This is a genomic window from Alteromonas lipotrueae, assembly GCF_019249255.1.
GTDB classification, from domain to species: domain Bacteria; phylum Pseudomonadota; class Gammaproteobacteria; order Enterobacterales; family Alteromonadaceae; genus Alteromonas; species Alteromonas lipotrueae.
The window spans coordinates 32,923-51,092 of sequence record NZ_JAESDJ010000016.1 but is presented as its reverse complement, the minus strand read 5'-3'; the positions used below and the strand labels follow the sequence as shown (position 1 = coordinate 51,092).

The window sequence follows — 18,170 nt, the reverse complement described above, 5'->3', positions numbered from 1 at the left end:
GTTAGTCTTGCACTCTAGCAAGAGCGTCGCTCCATAAGGTTACCTGATTACGACCCAACGATTTCGACTTAAATAACGCGAGATCGGCTTGATCGATAAGTTCAGAAGGCGTTGTCGCATTAAAGCGAATAGAGGTTACGCCCAAGCTACAGGTAATCGCGATATCATCAAAGCGACAAACTTGAATGGTTTCTCGCATGTTTTCAGCTATACGCATGGCTTGGTGAGAGGAGGTATCTGGCAATACAATGCAGAACTCCTCCCCACCAAACCTCGCTACTACATCGTTTTGACGGACGCAGCTCTGCAAGGTATTGGCAACGCCACGAAGCACTGAATCACCCACGGTGTGCCCGTAACTATCATTGATAGATTTGAAATAGTCGATGTCTATCATAATCACACAATAGTCTTCAGACTGTGGATTTCTTGCAAAATCCCGCTTCATCAAATCAAACAAAACACGGCGATTAAAACAGTTTGTTAATGGGTCTCGTGTGGCTAAATAGCCAAGTTCTTGGTTGCGCTGTTTCGACACAATAAAGCGACGATAAATAAGCAGTATCAGTATTAAGCAGACAGCTAATAACAGTGCCAAAGCGACACTGGCATATCTGTTTTTAGTTAGTTCCAATTCTGAAATGGTGGTGGCTTGCTGGGCTATCTCAATTTCATTGTTCTTTCTGGCCAGTTCGAGTTTGTCGAGTTTGTTTTTTTCTCGCAGAGTTTCTAATTCTATTTCCAGTCTTAAGGAGTGTAGCTTGGCTTTCTCAAGCGCGAGTTCGTTATTGTTAATGTCTTCTTGAATAACTTTGCTTAAGGCGATTTCTTGTTCAGCATATTGTAAGGATACCGCTAAATTACCTTTAGTTTTCTCTGCTAGTCTTAAGTAACGATAACTTTCTAACGTATAGGCTTTGTGGCCATTTTCACGTGCTAATGTCAGGGCGCTTTTAAGCAGCCTTACGGCCTCCTCCATGTTAGTATCAATAAGCATAGCTGCTAATGGAATGAGAGTTTTAATTTGATAAACATCACTTTCGATTTCTGTGGCTAAAGCCAGTGATTCTCTATAGTAATTGAGCGCGCTGGAAACGTTATTTTCGTCTCGTTTGATGTTCGCCAATATTCGCTGAGTTTTTGATTGTTTTGCCTTGTCATTACTGTCTCGGTAGATATCATCCGCTTTTTTCGCTAACAATGTTGCCGAAGCATAGTTACCCTTGTTCCAATCGATAATCGCGCTTTCTCTTAGCGCGGTAGCAAGGGTTTTAGGCTCAACCTTTTCCTCCGGCAAACTAATTGACAGCATGTAAAACGAACGAGCTTGGTCGAATTGTTGCAGCCTAAAATATATATGACCTATCTGATTCGACGTTTTAGCTATGCCCGTTGCATTATTGACCTTCTTATAATACTTATGAGCTTGATGCACATGTTTTAAGGACTGTTCATAGCGGCCTATGTGGCGGTAAATAATCCCTGCTCCCATCAACGCTTTAGCGCGGCCTTCAGCATCATCTATTTGGCCGTGAAGGGCTAAACTTTGTAATGCGTAGTCTAGCGCAAGTACTAAATTACCGAGATATCGTTGTGCTTCAGCCAGTGTATTAAAGGTACGCGCCATAGACTTTATTTCATTTAAGTCGGTATATATAGCTAGTGCTTTTTCATAATACTCAGCGGTTTCTTCCCGGTTCTCTAATCGCTTGTAGGCCTCAGCAATTCTGACGAGGGTTCTTGCCTTTCGGTTTTTAATGTCGCTTTCGGGGGCGGTGAGATATTCAATGGCCATCAAATATTGTACGACCGCGATAGAGTGCTGGGACAGTGCGAAATGATAATCACCCTTGGCGATTAACGTTGAGGCAATAGGAAAGTCTTCACCGTATTGAAAAGCCAGTGGAACCAGTATCGAAATCGCTTCATCGGCTTGGTTAAGTTGCTTATCTTTCACCAATGCATTGATATAACCCGCATACGACAAGATGTAATTTTCCGTGTCGCTGAGTCTTTCGAATATAGCCGACGCGGTTAAAAAGTGGTGTCGTGAACTTTTGTTTTGACGGGCTTGCCTTGTTAATTTTCCAAGTAGAAAATGCGCCTGTGCAGTCGTGCTAATATCATCTATTTCTTTCGATATTTTCAAGGCTTGATTAGCCCGTTCAATACTGCGCTTTAGTGAGGAATCTTGTGCTAATTGTGCCTGTGAAAGTAGCGTCTCAGCGCGCTGAATTGAAGCTTCCTCCCGGGAAGGCAAGGGGCTAACCTGCTGCGAATAGGCAGAAGTAAAAACATTCAGTAACAGGATAAAAGCAAAAAAACGCATTTACTATGAGTTCGGGTTACGACAATAGAGTAAATAAAGTATAAATGCTCACGCTTTGTACTAACAGAGTGAATGTGGTGCTATCAAAGGTCAAATAGTCTAAGTCGTTGTACAATAAAGCATCTATTACTGCTTTCATTGTTGCTTATTGCTTTGATTGCCCCCATTTGAAACACTGACGAAGTCACTTAATTAAGGATACTATTTCAATGAGCCGACATTTTGATAACGCCGAAGGATTGTGTGAAGACAAGGATAAAGCGACAGAAGGTTTTGTTTTCAACCAGACCATGTTACGTATTGCCGACCCCGCACGTTCACTTGATTTTTACACGCGAGTGATGGGCATGACATTGTTAAAACGTCTTGATTTTGAAGAAATGAAATTTAGTCTTTATTTCTTAGCGGCGGGTGATGATTTTTCTGATATTAGCAAAGACGACAGTGAGCGCACCGCCCAAACCTTTGGTCGTCCTGCGATGTTAGAACTCACTCACAATTGGGGTGATACCGCAGACACGGCTCATTATCATAATGGGAATAGTGAGCCAAAAGGCTTTGGTCATATTGGCTTTCACGTACCGAATTTGGAAGCTGCATGCGACAGATTTGAAGCGCTAGATGTCCCTTTCCAAAAACGACCTAATGACGGTTCGATGAAAGGCATTGCATTTATTAAAGATCCAGATGATTACTGGATTGAAATATTCGATGCTAAGCAAACGGCCAAGGTATGCGCCCCGCACTTAATCAAGTAATGCAAGGCGACCCTTTCTCATGGTTATCAATACTATTTAGCGTAGCCCCATGGTGCTGCAGGTACGGGTATAGGTTGGGTTAAATCAAAATCAACCCGGAATTCTCTGCCTTCTCTAATCAATCGGTAGGTAAAGGTTTCCGGGTAAATAAACATTTGCCAAATATTGGAGCTTGATTGGGGGATGCCACTTTTAGCAAATAAAGCTTTAGAGTAGGCGTCAGCGGGGAAAGATTGAACCTGTGGCCAGCCAGCATCAAGCGTATGACCGCCGTACATGGTTGACTCCGAATAGCTACCATCTTCATGGCGATGATCATGTTTGAGCGACAAACCGGAGCCAGTTTTTGTAATGATCCACGTTCGAGATGCATCTTCTCCCACGTGAAAGGGAATATGTAACACGTCGTCTTTACAGCGCCTGACATGCATAACCAAAGGTTTATCAGCCATGCTGCTGGTGGGCTGATTATCAACTGTTATTTTACCTGCAAACGCTTTCCCGCATAGCGCGCGTATACTCTCAAAAAAGCTATCGTGGCTGGCAATAGACACTAAAGGGGCGGGCTGAATGATAGGGTCTGCTGCCATCTCTTCTGTGCTAAAAGCCGTCGCGGGCATTAGTATTGGCGTCATTATTAGCGCTACGGTGCCCAGCGCGACTATTCGGGGTGCTATTTGAAGCAGTTTTAAGCTAATTTTCATGCGTTACCTTAATTATTATTTTTATTATGGCCTAGTTATTCCAGTTTCTTGGTACTAATTGAACGGCACCTTCAACCACGTTCATGTCGAGCGGTACTTTACTCAATAGTGCCACTTTAGGGTTCTTCATATCTAATTTATAAACAGGGTTAACGGCCAGAAAAGCGTTGAGTAAGTTCATCACTTCGTTGTTTAATGGCTTTAGGTTTCCCTTATAGCCTCCTGCTTCTACGCTTGAGTCGAGTAAGTTAAGGTTGCGGAGAAACACCGCTTTTTGCTCACTATCATAGTAGGGGCTACCTTCAATCTTAAAGGTTAAACGTACAGGGTATTTAAACGCGAAAGCATTAATTTCTGCACCTGTGTCTAAGCCAAGGGATATAACATCGCGGCTATCAGGGCCGATGTCTACACTAACGTCGTTCACATTAAGCTTCACGGGTAAGCCCATTAAGTTTACGTTTTCAGTTAAATTCGGTAGTTGTTTATTAAGCAATGACTGGACTTCAGCATTTGAAAAAGAGAAAACCGCTATGCCATTAGTGCTTGCACATCCGGTGAGGAAAAGTGTGATAGCAAAGAGTATAACTTTCATAAAAAACCTTCTGTATAGAGTTTATAGCCTACGATGAAAACAAGAGAGTGTTCTATAACAAGCAAGCTAACCATTCTCATTATGTCATGTGCCTAACATAAGTGACTTTTATTTTGCTGGAAAGGCTTCAAGTAAACTGGTCACTAACTCGCCAAGTTTATTTTGGATAGTGACTGAATCGGTAGATTCTACTTCTACACTTCCCACCGCACTGTAAATAAACGTATCGCCTCTTACCACATCGATTTGCAGGTTTTGATATTGCGTTACGCGCTCACCAATGGGCACGCTGAATATACTGCCAAGAGAGATGCCACCAGAACGGCCAAATACACCCGTACCTAACCCAAGGTTTAACCGCGTGTCATTTTCTTCACTGGCGGTTGAAGGAAGGAAACCTACCAGCACATCTGCACCTTCTTCTGGTGAGGGCTTGAGCCCCTTTGCGATAAGTGCTCTGCTAATCGCCGATGTAAGTTGGCTCTCTATTTCAGGGTTTAAGCTATTCAGTGGTGGTCGAACAAAAAACGTATTAATTTCGGCAAAATTTTGGCTTTCATCAATGTTAATTTGCGGGCCTTTGCTGGCACAGCCAGCTAAGAAGCTTAACGCCAAAAAGGCAAAAAGCACGTAAAAAGGCTTTCTTGCTGTATGTTTACTTTTATTTGTTAGTGTCATAGGTACGCCGAATAAAGGACTGCTGTAATGGTTTAAAGATGAAAACAACCAATTAGGATCGATTTAGTACTGCAAATAACGCAAATTGAACATTAAGCCCCATCAATTCACGCAAACCCGTGGTTTTAATTCGCGGTCTATTAGCCATTGCGATAAACTACGCCATAATAAATGAGCCACTTCTAGATTAAGACTAAAAACCATGATCCACAATGATGTTCTACGACGCCTACGTTTTGCTTTGGCAATTAACGATACCGCCGCTATTGGTATTTTCAAGTTAGTAGACTACGACATGGATGTAGATTACCTTCATTCAATTATGAAAAAAGAAGGGGAAGAAGGGTATTTACCTTGCAGAGACAAAATCATCTCTTTGTTCTTAGACGGCTTAATCGTTAAAAGACGTGGCAAGCAAGAAGGTGTTGAGCCTGTTATTTTAAAAGCCGGTGAGCGTTTGAGTAACAACGAAGTGCTTCGAAAAATCCGTATTGCTATGAGCTACAAAGACGAAGACATGATTAACGCGCTTCAAATGGCTGATTTCAGATTAAGCAAAAACGAACTGTCTGCTTTTTTCAGAAAACCCGATCACAGAAACTATAAAGTGGCTGGCGATCAAGTTGTGCGTAACTTATTACAGGGCATGGTGAAGAAGTATCGCCCTGATGCGAAAAAAACAGCACATACCAAAGAGCAAGTTCGCCAGAATGTAAAAGCGGATATGCAGGCCCAAAAAGTCAAAGGGCAAGTGAAAGAGCAGGCCAGAAATAAGGCGACTAAGCCAAGTTCTGTGTGGGGCAAAACCTCATAATCGTGAGCTGATAACTATCGGGCGTTACGCTTTGCACTGTATCTAAAGTGCAAAAGTTTGAAGATTCAAACATACGCGTAGCGCTATCTTCTTTGGCAATAAACCGTATAAATCTGCATGCTACCATCCTCCCCGCTTACCAAATATCAAGCATTAGTCGATTCGGGAAAAATTCACAAAGACCCATCCCAACAACACGCCATTGCATTGCTTCAGCAGCTGTATCGTTCATTTCAGAGTGCTCACGGTGACGCTTTTTATAAAAGCCCGCATCCACACAGTAAAGGCATTTATTTGTGGGGCAAAGTAGGGCGGGGCAAAACCTTTCTGATGGACTTGTTAGACGCGAGCTTACCTAGCACGTTTTGCAAACGACAGCACTTTCATCATTTTATGCAGGACGTTCATAAACGGCTAACTGAACTGTCCGGAAAGGCAGAGCCGCTGCGCCATATTGCGAGGCAACTAAGTAAGCAGTACAAAGTGCTGTGTTTTGATGAGTTCTTTGTGTCTGATATTGGCGATGCAATGTTGTTAGGCAATTTACTGCAATACATGTTTGCACTGAATATGGTAGTGGTGTGTACCAGCAACTGTGCGCCGAACGAGCTTTATCGAAATGGATTGCAGCGGGAACGCTTTTTACCGGCAATCGCTGCAATTGAAACGCATTTAAATGTGCTGCACCTGAATGGCGAACAAGACCATAGAAAGCGTGCACTTAATTACATTCAACGTTATTTCGAACTACCCGAGTCGTTACAAGATCAAGCAACATTGCATCAAACCCTTCTTAGTCAGTTTGGCTTAACACTTAATAGTGCGACTTCAAGCATAACAGTGCTGGGACGAACTATTGAAATCGTCGCCCAACGTGAATTTGATGCACGTAATTCAGAGATGAGTCATAAGGCTGCCTGTTTCAATTTTTCGGCATTGTGTGAAGGGCCGCGAAGCCACTTTGATTATGTAGAATTGGCCAAGCTGTACAAAACAATATTATTGTTCAATGTACCGCCCATGAGCGGGCAAGCGTACGAGCGCATTAAGGCACGGGGCACAGAGGATAATGGGTCGAATATTAACATCGCCTCTGCTGAAACCGGAGAGCGTGAGGTGGTTTTAGCACCCATGGATGATGCATTACGCCGGTTTATTGCATTGGTAGATGAATGTTACGACAGTAAAACTAACTTGATAATGACCTCTTACGTGCCTCAAAATGAGATTTATACTAGTGGCGCGCTTATGTTTGAATTTGAGCGGGCTAGAAGCCGATTGATAGAGATGGCATCAGAAGAGTATTTACAATTAGTGTCGGGCTGATGATGTACACAAATTAGCTAAATTACTGTTTTAGTTGGTTAGGAAGGGAGCAATTATTGACACACGATCATGCAATTTTACAAAGGACTAAAATTTAGTGAAAATGACGATTCAATAGTGTTAATGAGAATGGTTAAAATCTGACATTTACGTGATTTTGATTTAAGCTTTTGATTTAAATGAATTAAAAATGTTGGCATTTAGGTTGCAAAATTAACTTTGACTTAACCTAAAGGATGACAACAATGAACACTTTCACTAAAACACTGGCTACAATTACGCTTTCTTTATCTACTATCGGTATGGCGAGCGCGGCAGATTCATTATTTGCAGCAGACGATTCGGTTACTTCTAAATTATGTGTTGTTGCAGCACAAGGCAGCAAAATTCAACTGCACAAATCGATTAAAGACTCTGGTTTGAGCAAGCGCTATATTGCTGAAAACGTAACTTGTAATGATCAAAACATCTTAGCCTTTGTGCAAGATTATGCAGAAGACCCAGATAAAATGAATAACGTACTAACTAACGGTAAATTTAATACCAACGTTGAAATTATCGATTTGGCTGTAGCGAATACAAAAAAGTAATAATTTGGTAAAATGAAGCCTGAGTATGTAGTTTTACATTTACATTGTTGTTGCTCAGCACATAATTTAAAAAAGGTGGCCATGGCCACCTTTTTGCTGTTTTAACATACCTACCAAGGCCTACTATCTGACTTTCTAGGCGGCAGGTAAAAAAGCTCGCAAGAATGCTTGTAAAAGTACTTATAAGCGCTTTCGCAAATAAGCTTATAAATTTTTGAGCGCATCAACAATATCTTGAGGCTCTGAACGGGTTCGATAATCGACATCCACATAACGCCAGGTTACGTGGCCTTTTTGATTGAGCACAAAGGTTGCTGGAATGGGGAGAATATTGCCATTACCCTTGTTGATGGTTTCTAGGTCGAGTTGCCTATCGTTTTTCATGTGCTCAATTAGAAACTCGGGCACTTCCCATGCTACCCCGAATTGCGCTGCAACTTTAGCACTTTGATCTGACAATACGATAAAATCCATCTTGCTAATTTCATCTTCGCTGAGCGAATCATCGGGCACCTGCGGGCTTATAGCGACAAGCGTTGGGCCGAGTTGTTTAATATCGGCTAATCGAGACTGAAGGGCTCTAAGCTGTAAATTACAATAGGGGCACCAACTCCCGCGATAAAAAGTTACGACAACAGGCCCTTGGTTTAATAGAAAAGTGAGTGAAACCGTATTCGATTTTGCATCTGGCAGCGTGAACTCAGGTGCTTTATCACCAATTGCCAATGCATCACTGCCTTGCTGAAACGATTTAGCTTTTGCTATTTCTGCGTCTACCCCTTTCATGAAGTCTGGGTTGCCTTTACGGCCAGCTTCAACCTTAGCCTGGGTTAGTTCTTTTAGCGTTGCCATATAAGCCTCGTGGTGAGATACATGTTGTGTATCTGGTGAATTGATTAGGGAATGACGGTAACGCCTTCGAGTTCTTTATAAAACTGCTTTGCACTACTTTTACGATAATCCCTTCTATAGAGGGGGGACAACACAAAAATTTGCTCATTGTACTTATTAGTTCGTGGCGGGATTAGTTTAGACAAAGATCAGCCTGAAAAGAGATTAGTCATCAGAGATTACCTGGACAAGCACACCATAATAGTTATTAACTAAACCAGACTTGTCATTTTTTATTTAAGGGTTGTTATGAGCCATCAGCGGGAAAATAGCCATCAGCGGGAAAATAGCCATCAGTGGGAAAACAGCCCTCAGCGGGAAAACAGCCCTCAGCGGGAAAACAGCCCTCAGCTGGAAAGCACAGCCATTCCACAAGAAGCTTTCGACTGGTACGACGCTTATGCCCACGGCGGCATGGACAGACGTACATTCATGACCAAGCTCACAGGGTTGGTCGCCCTCGGTTATTCCATGTCTTTCTTAACCTCGGCATTACTGCCTAATTATGCGCTGGCTGAACAAATATCCTTTAATGATCCTGATATAACCGCGACCTACGAAACTTTCGCTTCACCCAAAGGGCACGGAGAAGGTAAAGGGTATTTAGTCGTACCGAATGCATTAACACAAAACGAAACCACACAAAAGAAAGCGCCGGTGGTATTGGTAATACACGAAAACCGAGGGCTAAACCCTTACGTTAAAGATGTGGCCAGAAGACTGGCGAAGGCAGGGTTTATTGCGTTTGCTCCCGATGCCTTGTTTCCAATAGGAGGCTACCCTGGCAACGATGATGAAGGCCGCGCTATGCAGCGAACCCTCGACCGCTTGAAAATAGAACATGATTTTGTGGCCGCCGCTGAATTTATTAAAGCGCATGAATTATCTAGTGGAAAACTGGGCGCTGTAGGTTTTTGCTTTGGTGGTTATATGGTGAATTACCTAGCGGCCATTGATAGCGACCTTATCGATGCAGGTGTGCCTTTTTACGGCACCCCAGCAGCCAAAGAATTACGCAAAAATATAAAGGCACCATTACTTATTCAACTTGGTGAATTAGATGCGCGAGTAAATGCCACTTGGCCAGAATACGAAGAAGATTTGAAAGCGTATGATGTCTCTTACGAAATGCACATGTACAAGAATGCGAATCATGGTTTTCATAATGACTCTACGGGGCGGTTTGACAAAGACAATGCTGAGCTTGCATGGTCTAGAACCATTGCATTTTTTAACGCTAAGTTGGCGTAAGTTACGTACTTCAAAGGGGTTGTCAACGTCTAATGCTTAAGCTAATAACTCATTAAGAATGCAAGGTCTTCAACATAAAGCGCTTTTAGCAAGGTTTTTGGGAGTGGGGGTATTGCTTATACAATTTGCCTTTTTCCCCTCCATATTGTGCTTTTATGATACGGCACATCGTGTTCGATGGCTTTTTGTCTAATGAAGTTTTCTATCATTGTCCGACTACACTGGAATTTTTGTATATCAATATAGATACGTTTTTCTCTGTTATTTGAATCAAAAGATACGCTGGTATGATATCTGGTTCGGGAGTACTCGATGGACGTAATATCCACCCATACTAATCTGACATCTTGCCCTTTTAAGCAATAAAGCACGCCATCTTCATTTAATATGAAGTGATCCTGAGCGTGAATTTTCCACTTTTTCTTGTAATACCAATATAAAAAAGGGGAAGCGGGTAGCAATAAAGCGCCAACTATATGCCTAAAATCATCTTCGCTTTCTTTAAATAGCATCCAGGCGCATACCGCACCAATTACCGAACTAAATAAAAATAGTATGAGGCTAATATCTTTGTAGTCTCCACGAATAGATGCGCTAGTGCTGTTCTGAGTTAGTGTAGCTAATCTAGCTTTTATGCTATCGACTCGCTCGGGGTATGCGTGACGGTCAATAGTTTCTAATGCTTCTAGTAACTCAGTGTGGGAGTAAAGGGCGTAATTCGGTTCCATGAATTTTAATTTAGTTGGTTACTGCCATTGTTTAAGCAATATAAAAATTGCAAAGGCAATTAGCAAGCTAAGCGCAGTTTTTACACTTATAATGTCTTTCAAAAATAGCGTGTTTACCACTACAGAATTTATGTCTTAGTTATTGAAAATTAAAGAGTGTTTTAATTTTTTAAGGCAACTAATTCACTGTTGTGGTGCACCTTTCATTACCAGCGGCGATCTCTTGGTGCATTGCCAAAGCGTAAAGGTGGTTAATGTGAATGGTTATCTTCCAAAACGATTGAGAATGAACTCATCAGATGAGTTGCTTAGGCTAGGTGACTGCTCGCCTGATTTAAATAACGCCTGTATCTATACTTAAGTCTAACGTGATTGGTATGTTTATTGTGATGTGTTGATTGAGCTCCCACTTGGTTTTCCTCCGAGTTGGTAAGTAGTTACAGTCATAGCAGGAAACACACTCATGATAAAAACAAATAAACCGTTCCGTCCCACATTGTTAAGTGTCTCTATTGCGGCATTGTTTGCCGTCAGCCCTGCGTATGCACAAGAAAGTGAAATCGCCAGTGCTGAAGCTGAAGAAGAAAAGATTCAAGTTGTAGGTCGTCGTATCTCTACTACCGAGGTGGCAATTGGTACTGGTGAAGTGACCAATACCCTAGCCGTCACACGGGAAGCGTTATTGTCGGCCCCAGGCGGTATATCTGGGCTCAAAATGTTAGAGAGTTTACCTGGTTTTAATGTGCAAACGGACGGTGCATTAGGGTTATATGAGTTTGGAAACTCTGTGAATGTGCGTGCATTCAACTTAAGCCAAATGGGGTTTGTATTAAACGGCGTGCCCATGGGGCGTTCAGATGCCTTCGGCGGTAGCCCTATTTTTAGATATGTCGATAACGAGAACTTAGCGTCTGTAGTGGCATCTCCAGGTGCAGGCGATGTTTCCGCACCAAGTTATTCTACCCTAGGGCCTATAGCCTCTTACTATTCGGTAGACCCGTCTGACGAAGCCGGTGGCATGATGTCATACACCATTGGCGATGATGATTTAAATCGCTCTTTCGTTAAATTGGAGACCGGAGATATTAATGGTTTCAAGGCTTATGTGAGCCGTTCGAAAACCGATAGCGATTTATGGCGCGGGCCAGGTACTATCGACAGAGAGCACATTGAGGGTAAAGCAATTTATGCCTTTAGTGACGAGACTACATTTACCGTTAGCTATGTGGCGAATGACTTTTTTGACTACGACTCACCCTCCGGTACCGAAGCGACTTTTGATGATAACTATTATTACAGCTACCTAGACGCCATTCCTGAAGGATGTATTGCCCCATTAACGGGTGTTTACGATTTCAACCAAGATGGTGTTGCGGATGAAAACGATTTTACCCCTGTGTTTACCGGTAGTAATTGTACAAGTTACTACGAAGACCGCGTAAACGTTCGTGACGATAAGCTTTATTCTGCTCAGCTTGAAACCTACTTGTTAGATAACTTGTTATTTACCGGTACTTATTATTTTGAAGATAAAGATGGTTATGGTGTTTCTCCCGATTCTTATAGTAACACCTTAAGTATTTATGAAGATCAGGCTGCAGCAGGGCTAGATGTAGTGCATCCACGTGGCGTGCAATATGGCTTATCGTCTGTAGGGGGTGATAGAAAAGGCTTTGTTGCTGATTTTAGCTTAACACTCGATGCCCATGATATTCAATTTGGTGGCTGGCAAGAAAAAGACACTTACCATCGTACGCAACAGCGTTTAAATAAAACGGGCGGTAGTGCTGATGGTGACGTGATTTGGGATGAGGTGGCATATTATCGTCGAGATTACACCTCGGTACGTGAAACTACGCAGTTGTACGTGAAAGATACCATTAGCTTAATGGACGATAACTTAAAACTTGAATTGGGTATAAAGTCATTAAGTGTGGATTATTCACTAGACGGGTATCGTGATTACGATGATTACGAAATTGATGGTGAAGCAGGTTACGGCCCTCAGTCTGTGGGCGGCAAATTTAGCAACCATTTCTTACCTTCAATAGGTGCGGTATATACCCTAAATGACACCGACCAAGTTTTTGCGTCTTACTCGAAAAACTACGCGCTACCTAATGGTACAGATGACATTTATGACAATGCGGTTAGCTTTGAACCCGATACTCCCGAAGGTGAAGAAGCCGATAATATTGAATTAGGCTACCGTACCAACAAAGAAAACTTTAACGCGGCATTAGCGCTATTCTATACCCGCTTTGATAATCGTTTGTTTGCCAGTAACGTATTAAACCCCGCCACCGGGCAGCCAGAGAGCTTCTATATTAATGGCGGTGCTTCAGAAGCCTACGGCTTTGAATTATCAGGTGTTTATCAGCCTGACGTATTCAAAAAACAGTTATACATGAATGCCAATATCTCGTACAAAAATGCCAGCTTAGTAGATGGCTTTGGTAGTAATCCTGAAGGCAGCGCCTTGGCTGATAGCCCAGACTGGGTGATGACAGGTGGCATTACCTACGAGCCAACAGAATGGCTAGTAGCGAATGTATCGGCAAAATATACCAGCAGTCGTTATACCGATTACGCCGAAACCTATGAAATGGATAGCTACACCACGGTAAGTGCCTATGTGGATTTAGGCGGTGTGAACCCCTTCGGTATGCCTGAAAATGTGAGCTTACGGTTAAACGTAGATAACCTTTTCGATAAAGAAGTGTTGTCGTTTGCGTTTGTAGGATCGGCTTTCTATCGCCCTTTAAGCCCTCGTAACGTGCAAGCATCATTAACGGTAGCTTTCTAACATGACAACTAAAACAAATAAAAAACTGAATCAGTTAAACAAAACAATGATTGGGGTAGTGGTAGCCTTAGGTCTTGGAACCACGATGGCGAGTTCTGTAACACAGGCAGCTGATACCGTATCTCTAGAAGAGGCTGAAGCTATTCAGCGTAAACTAGTGACCTTGGACACCCACCTAGATACGCCCGCGCATTTGGTTAGGCCCGGGTTTGATATTATGGAACGGCATACCTATGGCCACGACTTTTCGCAAGTTGATGTACCGCGTATGCAAGAAGGAGCGTTAGACGGTGGCTTTTGGGTGCTCTACACCCCGCAAGGGCCGCTAACGACAGAAGGTTATCAACAAAGCCGTGATACCGCTTTACTACGGGCGCTTGCTGTTCGCACCATGGTTACCGAACATCCCGAAACCTTTGCATTAGCACTAGAGCCCGATGACGCTAGTGAGATCAAAAAAGCCGGCAAATATATTGTCTATATGAGTATGGAAAATTCCTATCCCCTCGGGACGGATATGAGCCTACTTGAAACATTTTTTAAGTTTGGGCTACGCATGGCGGGGCCGGTACATTTCAAAAACAATCAGCTTGGTGATAGCTCTACCGATCCCGAAGGGGTAAAGTGGGGTGGGCTCTCGCCGTTAGGTGAAACCTTTGTGAGTGAGGCAAATAGATTAGGGATTGTGCTGGACGGCTCACATGCCCATGATGAAACGGTGAAAGACATGATTAAATTGTCCAAAACACCGATTATTTTGTCTCACACTGGTGTGAAAGCGATTTACGATCATCCCCGAAACATTGACGACGACTTGCTCAAACAGCTTGCTGAGTCGGGCGGTGTCATTCAAATGAATGCTTACAGCGACTACCTTACTGCATTGCCTGAAAATCCTAAGCGTAAAGAAGCTTATAAGGGGTTAATGGCAATGGTTAAACAAGGTGTTGACCATGAAAGTTTATTAGAAAAACGCAGGGAAATAGAGCATGAGCACCCCGCGGTTAAAGCGTCGTTTGATGTGTACATGAAACACTTTTTACATGCGTTAGAGGTAGTAGGCCCCAAGCACGTAGGTATTGGCGCTGACTGGGATGGCGGCGGCGGTGTAGACGACATGATGGATGTGGTTAATTTACCCATGATTACACAACGATTGTTGGAAGAGGGCTATACCGAAGAAGACCTAGCAGATATTTGGAGTGGTAATGCGTTACGGCTACTTCAACAAGCCCAAGACTATGCTGCCAGTTTGAAATCAGCGAGCAAATAGTTACACTGAATTGAAAACGTGCCCTATTCATTTGGTGAGTAGGGCGTTTTTTTATCTTTAAATAACAGCTTGGAGTTTGCATGAAATCGTTACCCCTTTTAGCGTCAACAGTCGCCGTTGTATCAGCTTTATCCACTCCTTTGTTTGCCCATGCGGGCAGTGATGATTTTGCAGCAGGCCCCGTATTTGATAACTATGGCAAGCATGCGCCTGTGCCAGGCGTGAGTGTGTCGCCTCAGCAACAATTTAAAGTCGCCTTCGACGTGGCTAAAGGAGCAGATGCGGGCAAGGTAAACCGCAAATTTGATTCACTTGCTCGTTTTATTAATATGCATGTCGCCAACGGCGCTAAGCTTGAAAATGTTCAACTAGCGTTAGTGGTGCACGGATCAGCTACCCTAGATGTTATTAATAACGCGGCTTATCAAAAGCGAAAAGGTGAAGACAACGGTAATTTAAGTTTATTGCGTGAACTTATGGATAAAGGCGTGCGAGTAATTGTGTGCGGCCAATCTTCGGCAGCTAATGATGTGCAAAGTGAGATGTTAATAGAGGGCGTTGAAATGGACTTATCTGCAATGACAGCCCATGCCCGCTTGAGTGAACAGGGTTTCAGTACCAACCCGTTTTAATCTTTAGCACAGCTGAGCACTCCTTTTTTAATAATATCTAGAAAAGGCGTGTTAGCAGGTAGCGTTCCATAAGCTAAACCTTGCTGATTGCCTAACCTTGCTTCACAAAAAGTGTTCGCCATTACGCTATCGGTACCATTTATTAACAAGGCGGCTTGCATGGCAAGGGCGGTTTGCTCTGTAATTAATCGGCTGCGAATTTCTAGGTTGGTAACATCCTCGAATGAATCTAAAAGACGTTGAAAGTGCGTGTCGTAGAAAGCATTTTTCCCTTTTGCACTATGCAATAAATTAAAAAGCGCCGCTTTAGATTCTGGCTCTTTGTGCAAGGCGCGAAGCACATCTAAGCATTGTACATTACCACTACCTTCCCAAATTGAATTAAGCGGGGCTTGGCGATATAACCTAGGCAAAATATTTTCTTCCACATAACCAACTCCCCCCAAGCATTCCTGGGCTTCGTTAATAAATGCAGGCGTGCGCTTACATATCCAGTATTTACCAATCGCCGTAGCGATACGTGCCAGTGCGGCTTCTTTCGGATTGGTTTTACTTGCATCAACGGCGCGGGCCACCCGCATGGTAAGTGCCAGTGATGCGGCACATTCAAGCGTAAGGTCGGCGATGACATTTTGCATTAACGGCTGGTCAATAAGTGTTGCACCAAAAGCTTCTCGGTGACTAACATGATGATAGGCTTGCACTAACGCTTGCCTCATAGAGGCCGAAGAGCCAATCATACAATCGAGGCGAGTAAGCGACACCATGTCTATGATTACGCGCACACCACGACCTTCATCACCTATTAAGTAAGCAGTAGCTCCCTGAAACTCAACTTCTGATGAGGCATTGCTCCAGTCCCCCAGTTTGTCTTTCAAACGTTGTATACGTACTTCGTTTAAGGTGCCATTAGGCATAACTCTAGGTAATAAAAAGCACCCTAGGCCGGCGTCAGTTTGCGCTAGTATTAGGTGCCCATCACACATAGGGGCAGAAAAGAAGAACTTGTGCCCCACAATGCGGTAGCTGCCATCTTGTTGCTTTGTGGCAGTGGTCGTGTTGCGACGAACATCGGAGCCCCCTTGTTTTTCGGTCATCCCCATACCGATAGACAGTCCATTCTTGTGCTCTGCTGGTAAGGTGCGCTCATCGTAGTGGCCATGCACGACCTTATTTACCCAATAATCTGGTAAGCCTTTAGCCTGCCGTAGAGCAGGAATAGCAGCATGGGTCATAGTTAGGGGGCAGGTTGTGCCGGCATCGGCCTGAGAGTGCATGAAAATTAACGCCGCTCTTACGACATGCGCGCCTTGCTGACCTTCATGCTGCCACGAATAATTGTGTACGTTACCCTGCATGGCCGCGTTCATAAGCGCGTGGTAGCTTGGATGAAACGCCACATCATCAATTCTGCGACCATAACGGTCGAAAGGATGAAACTCGGGTCTATTTTTATTGGCAAGTTCGCCGTGCTCCATTAGTCGAAAACCTGCGACTTGCCCAAAGGCACTTAGCTGAGTTTCTATTTCATCGTATGGTTGATGGTTTAGGTTAGTGTTTGGCGACGTTACATTAGCCATTACAGCGTGCTTAAGCAGGGTGTCATTCTGCCACAAGTTATACGCGGGCAAAGGGTGTGGTTGATTCTCAACAACATGGGTATTGAACAACGTAGGTGCAGACATAGTAAACTCGCCTTGAAATTTTATTGAACATTACTCTTTTCATCTTTTTGTGTCAAACGGTGTAATTTTGATCGGGTAGTTATATTGAAGAATTTGTTTGAGCGGCTTTATTTAATACGTGTTATTTAAGTGCGTATGTTCAGGTACATATGGCCAAGTAAGAGGGCGGAAAAAGGATATACTTTGTAAATGCAGGGCATTTAGGTAAAGTGCTCACTTGATGTCGTTTTAATTACTAATAGATTGGTAAAGCAATATGTTACCCGAAAAACCTACCGATAAACCCGTAGCCCGCCACTTGCTGATGAAGCTACTTGGTTCACGCCCCGGTATAAAAATGGATGCAGCCAGCGCCGTGCGGGTAGGAGCCTTGTTTGGTATTTCGGAAAATAACATTCGAGTTACCCTTACTCGTCTGCAATCGGCAAAGTTGCTTAAGCTGGTGGAGCGTGGCTATTACCAATTAGGCAAAGAAGGCGAGCAATTTGCTGGGGAGATCAGTAACTGGCATACCGCAGAGTCTAGATTATGTGAATGGCGTGGAGACTGGCTTACCGTGCTGACTACCGCATTAGCAAAAAGTGATCGCAAGGCTACACGGGCACAAGACAGGGCACTTAAACTAATGGGTTTAAAAAAGCTCTCAGCGGACTTTTATGTTAGGCCGAATAATCTTAACGACACGGTAGGTACGACACGAGAGCGTTTGTACCGATTGGGGTTAGATAAAAGCGCTGTGGTGTTTAACGCATCAGACTTCGCAGAGGCGACAGAAAAAAAGGCTGCAGGGTTATGGCAAACCAAAAGCCTTGAAGCTAGCTATGAAGAAGGGTTAATTGAACTCGCGAGGTCGCGTAAGCGTATAGAAGGCCTGACACTAGATGATGCAGCAAAGGAATATTATCTCGTTGGCGATAATGCCCTAAAACGATTGGTCTTCGACCCACTGCTGCCAGCGCCTTTGGTAAATGTTGACCTTCGTAAAGCATTCCGCGCAAAAGTCGAAGAGTACGATAAAGCTGGCGCTGAAGTCTGGTATGCATTTTTAAATATAAATAAGTGAGGAAAGAGGTATGAGCACGGAGGTGCTTGCCTGAAGCTATCTTTGTG

Annotated in this window: 16 protein-coding genes; 9 read left to right on the top strand and 7 right to left on the bottom strand. The window is 43.4% G+C overall.

Annotated elements, in window-relative coordinates; translation table 11 throughout:
• Position 1: 1 nt before the first annotated feature.
• Positions 2-2,260 carry a tetratricopeptide repeat-containing diguanylate cyclase gene (locus KYS23_RS17485; RefSeq protein ID WP_246604479.1) on the bottom strand — a complete coding sequence of 753 codons (2,259 nt, stop codon included), beginning with the start codon at positions 2,258-2,260 and terminating at the stop codon, positions 2-4.
• A 278-nt stretch (positions 2,261-2,538) separates the two neighbouring features.
• Between KYS23_RS17485 and gloA the strand changes: the two genes are divergently transcribed.
• Complete coding sequence (gene gloA / locus KYS23_RS17480; RefSeq protein ID WP_159532407.1) at positions 2,539-3,087, top strand: lactoylglutathione lyase; 549 nt, start codon at positions 2,539-2,541, stop codon at positions 3,085-3,087.
• A 32-nt stretch (positions 3,088-3,119) separates the two neighbouring features.
• On the opposite strand, the gene KYS23_RS17475 is transcribed toward gloA, so the two are convergent.
• The 3 genes from KYS23_RS17475 to KYS23_RS17465 form a co-directional block, all read right to left on the bottom strand.
• Positions 3,120-3,707 carry a hypothetical protein gene (locus KYS23_RS17475; RefSeq protein ID WP_159534647.1) on the bottom strand — a complete coding sequence of 196 codons (588 nt, stop codon included), beginning with the start codon at positions 3,705-3,707 and terminating at the stop codon, positions 3,120-3,122.
• A 115-nt stretch (positions 3,708-3,822) separates the two neighbouring features.
• The gene (locus KYS23_RS17470; RefSeq protein ID WP_159532405.1) at positions 3,823-4,386 is read right to left on the bottom strand and encodes a YceB family lipoprotein; all 564 of its coding nucleotides are present in this window, start codon (positions 4,384-4,386) and stop codon (positions 3,823-3,825) included.
• A gap of 108 nt (positions 4,387-4,494) precedes the next feature.
• Positions 4,495-5,064: a DUF4136 domain-containing protein gene (locus KYS23_RS17465; protein WP_159532403.1), complete on the bottom strand. Its 570-nt coding sequence runs from the start codon at positions 5,062-5,064 to the stop codon at positions 4,495-4,497.
• A gap of 202 nt (positions 5,065-5,266) precedes the next feature.
• Here KYS23_RS17465 and KYS23_RS17460 point away from each other — a divergent pair, with 202 nt between their 5' ends.
• The 3 genes from KYS23_RS17460 to KYS23_RS17450 all read left to right on the top strand — a co-directional run bounded on the left by KYS23_RS17460 (position 5,267) and on the right by KYS23_RS17450 (position 7,794).
• Positions 5,267-5,878, top strand: coding sequence for a YehS family protein (locus tag KYS23_RS17460; RefSeq protein ID WP_218395920.1), 612 nt, complete (start codon positions 5,267-5,269; stop codon positions 5,876-5,878).
• 117 nt (positions 5,879-5,995) lie between these two features.
• The gene (gene zapE / locus KYS23_RS17455) at positions 5,996-7,204 is read left to right on the top strand and encodes a cell division protein ZapE (RefSeq protein ID WP_218419595.1); all 1,209 of its coding nucleotides are present in this window, start codon (positions 5,996-5,998) and stop codon (positions 7,202-7,204) included.
• 245 nt (positions 7,205-7,449) lie between these two features.
• On the top strand, positions 7,450-7,794 hold the full coding sequence (locus KYS23_RS17450) for a DUF3718 domain-containing protein (RefSeq protein ID WP_159532397.1): 345 nt from the start codon (positions 7,450-7,452) through the stop codon (positions 7,792-7,794).
• A 204-nt stretch (positions 7,795-7,998) separates the two neighbouring features.
• Here the strand turns inward: KYS23_RS17450 and KYS23_RS17445 are convergent, their stop codons facing one another.
• Complete coding sequence (locus tag KYS23_RS17445) at positions 7,999-8,646, bottom strand: peroxiredoxin-like family protein (RefSeq protein ID WP_218419594.1); 648 nt, start codon at positions 8,644-8,646, stop codon at positions 7,999-8,001.
• 288 nt (positions 8,647-8,934) lie between these two features.
• On the opposite strand from KYS23_RS17445, the gene KYS23_RS17440 reads away from it, so the two are divergent.
• Entirely contained in the window at positions 8,935-9,936 is a 1,002-nt protein-coding gene (locus KYS23_RS17440) for a dienelactone hydrolase family protein (RefSeq protein ID WP_246604477.1), read from the top strand.
• A gap of 116 nt (positions 9,937-10,052) precedes the next feature.
• Here KYS23_RS17440 and KYS23_RS17435 read toward each other — a convergent pair whose 3' ends face one another.
• Positions 10,053-10,664: a hypothetical protein gene (locus KYS23_RS17435; protein ID WP_218419593.1), complete on the bottom strand. Its 612-nt coding sequence runs from the start codon at positions 10,662-10,664 to the stop codon at positions 10,053-10,055.
• Positions 10,665-11,127: 463 nt separating this feature from the next.
• Here KYS23_RS17435 and KYS23_RS17430 point away from each other — a divergent pair, with 463 nt between their 5' ends.
• The 3 genes from KYS23_RS17430 (at position 11,128) to KYS23_RS17420 (ending at position 15,375) form a co-directional block, all read left to right on the top strand.
• The gene (locus KYS23_RS17430; protein ID WP_218419591.1) at positions 11,128-13,470 is read left to right on the top strand and encodes a TonB-dependent receptor; all 2,343 of its coding nucleotides are present in this window, start codon (positions 11,128-11,130) and stop codon (positions 13,468-13,470) included.
• Between the two features lies 1 nt (position 13,471).
• A complete protein-coding gene (locus KYS23_RS17425) occupies positions 13,472-14,743 on the top strand; it encodes a dipeptidase (protein WP_218419589.1) in 1,272 nt (423 codons plus the stop codon).
• 80 nt (positions 14,744-14,823) lie between these two features.
• Positions 14,824-15,375, top strand: coding sequence for a DsrE family protein (locus tag KYS23_RS17420; protein WP_232370659.1), 552 nt, complete (start codon positions 14,824-14,826; stop codon positions 15,373-15,375).
• Here KYS23_RS17420 and KYS23_RS17415 read toward each other — a convergent pair.
• Entirely contained in the window at positions 15,372-17,060 is a 1,689-nt protein-coding gene (locus tag KYS23_RS17415) for an isovaleryl-CoA dehydrogenase (protein ID WP_218419588.1), read from the bottom strand. The genes KYS23_RS17420 and KYS23_RS17415 overlap by 4 nt on opposite strands.
• Positions 17,061-17,316: 256 nt before the next feature.
• Between KYS23_RS17415 and KYS23_RS17410 the strand changes: the two genes are divergently transcribed.
• Positions 17,317-18,123, top strand: a complete 807-nt coding sequence (locus tag KYS23_RS17410; RefSeq protein WP_159532383.1) for a PaaX family transcriptional regulator — start codon at positions 17,317-17,319, stop codon at positions 18,121-18,123.
• Positions 18,124-18,170 lie beyond the last annotated feature (47 nt).

Excerpts from the sequence above, each read along its gene's own strand:
- gloA (WP_159532407.1), top strand. The coding sequence starts at position 2,539 with ATGAGCCGACATTTTGATAACGCCGAAGGATTGTGTGAAGACAAGGAT.
- KYS23_RS17475 (WP_159534647.1), bottom strand. The coding sequence starts at position 3,707 with ATGCCCGCGACGGCTTTTAGCACAGAAGAGATGGCAGCAGACCCTATC.
- KYS23_RS17470 (WP_159532405.1), bottom strand. The coding sequence starts at position 4,386 with ATGAAAGTTATACTCTTTGCTATCACACTTTTCCTCACCGGATGTGCA.
- KYS23_RS17465 (WP_159532403.1), bottom strand. The coding sequence starts at position 5,064 with ATGACACTAACAAATAAAAGTAAACATACAGCAAGAAAGCCTTTTTAC.
- KYS23_RS17460 (WP_218395920.1), top strand. The coding sequence starts at position 5,267 with ATGATCCACAATGATGTTCTACGACGCCTACGTTTTGCTTTGGCAATT.
- zapE (WP_218419595.1), top strand. The coding sequence starts at position 5,996 with ATGCTACCATCCTCCCCGCTTACCAAATATCAAGCATTAGTCGATTCG.
- KYS23_RS17450 (WP_159532397.1), top strand. The coding sequence starts at position 7,450 with ATGAACACTTTCACTAAAACACTGGCTACAATTACGCTTTCTTTATCT.
- KYS23_RS17445 (WP_218419594.1), bottom strand. The coding sequence starts at position 8,646 with ATGGCAACGCTAAAAGAACTAACCCAGGCTAAGGTTGAAGCTGGCCGT.
- KYS23_RS17440 (WP_246604477.1), top strand. The coding sequence starts at position 8,935 with ATGAGCCATCAGCGGGAAAATAGCCATCAGCGGGAAAATAGCCATCAG.
- KYS23_RS17435 (WP_218419593.1), bottom strand. The coding sequence starts at position 10,664 with ATGGAACCGAATTACGCCCTTTACTCCCACACTGAGTTACTAGAAGCA.
- KYS23_RS17430 (WP_218419591.1), top strand. The coding sequence starts at position 11,128 with ATGATAAAAACAAATAAACCGTTCCGTCCCACATTGTTAAGTGTCTCT.
- KYS23_RS17425 (WP_218419589.1), top strand. The coding sequence starts at position 13,472 with ATGACAACTAAAACAAATAAAAAACTGAATCAGTTAAACAAAACAATG.
- KYS23_RS17420 (WP_232370659.1), top strand. The coding sequence starts at position 14,824 with ATGAAATCGTTACCCCTTTTAGCGTCAACAGTCGCCGTTGTATCAGCT.
- KYS23_RS17415 (WP_218419588.1), bottom strand. The coding sequence starts at position 17,060 with ATGTCTGCACCTACGTTGTTCAATACCCATGTTGTTGAGAATCAACCA.
- KYS23_RS17410 (WP_159532383.1), top strand. The coding sequence starts at position 17,317 with ATGTTACCCGAAAAACCTACCGATAAACCCGTAGCCCGCCACTTGCTG.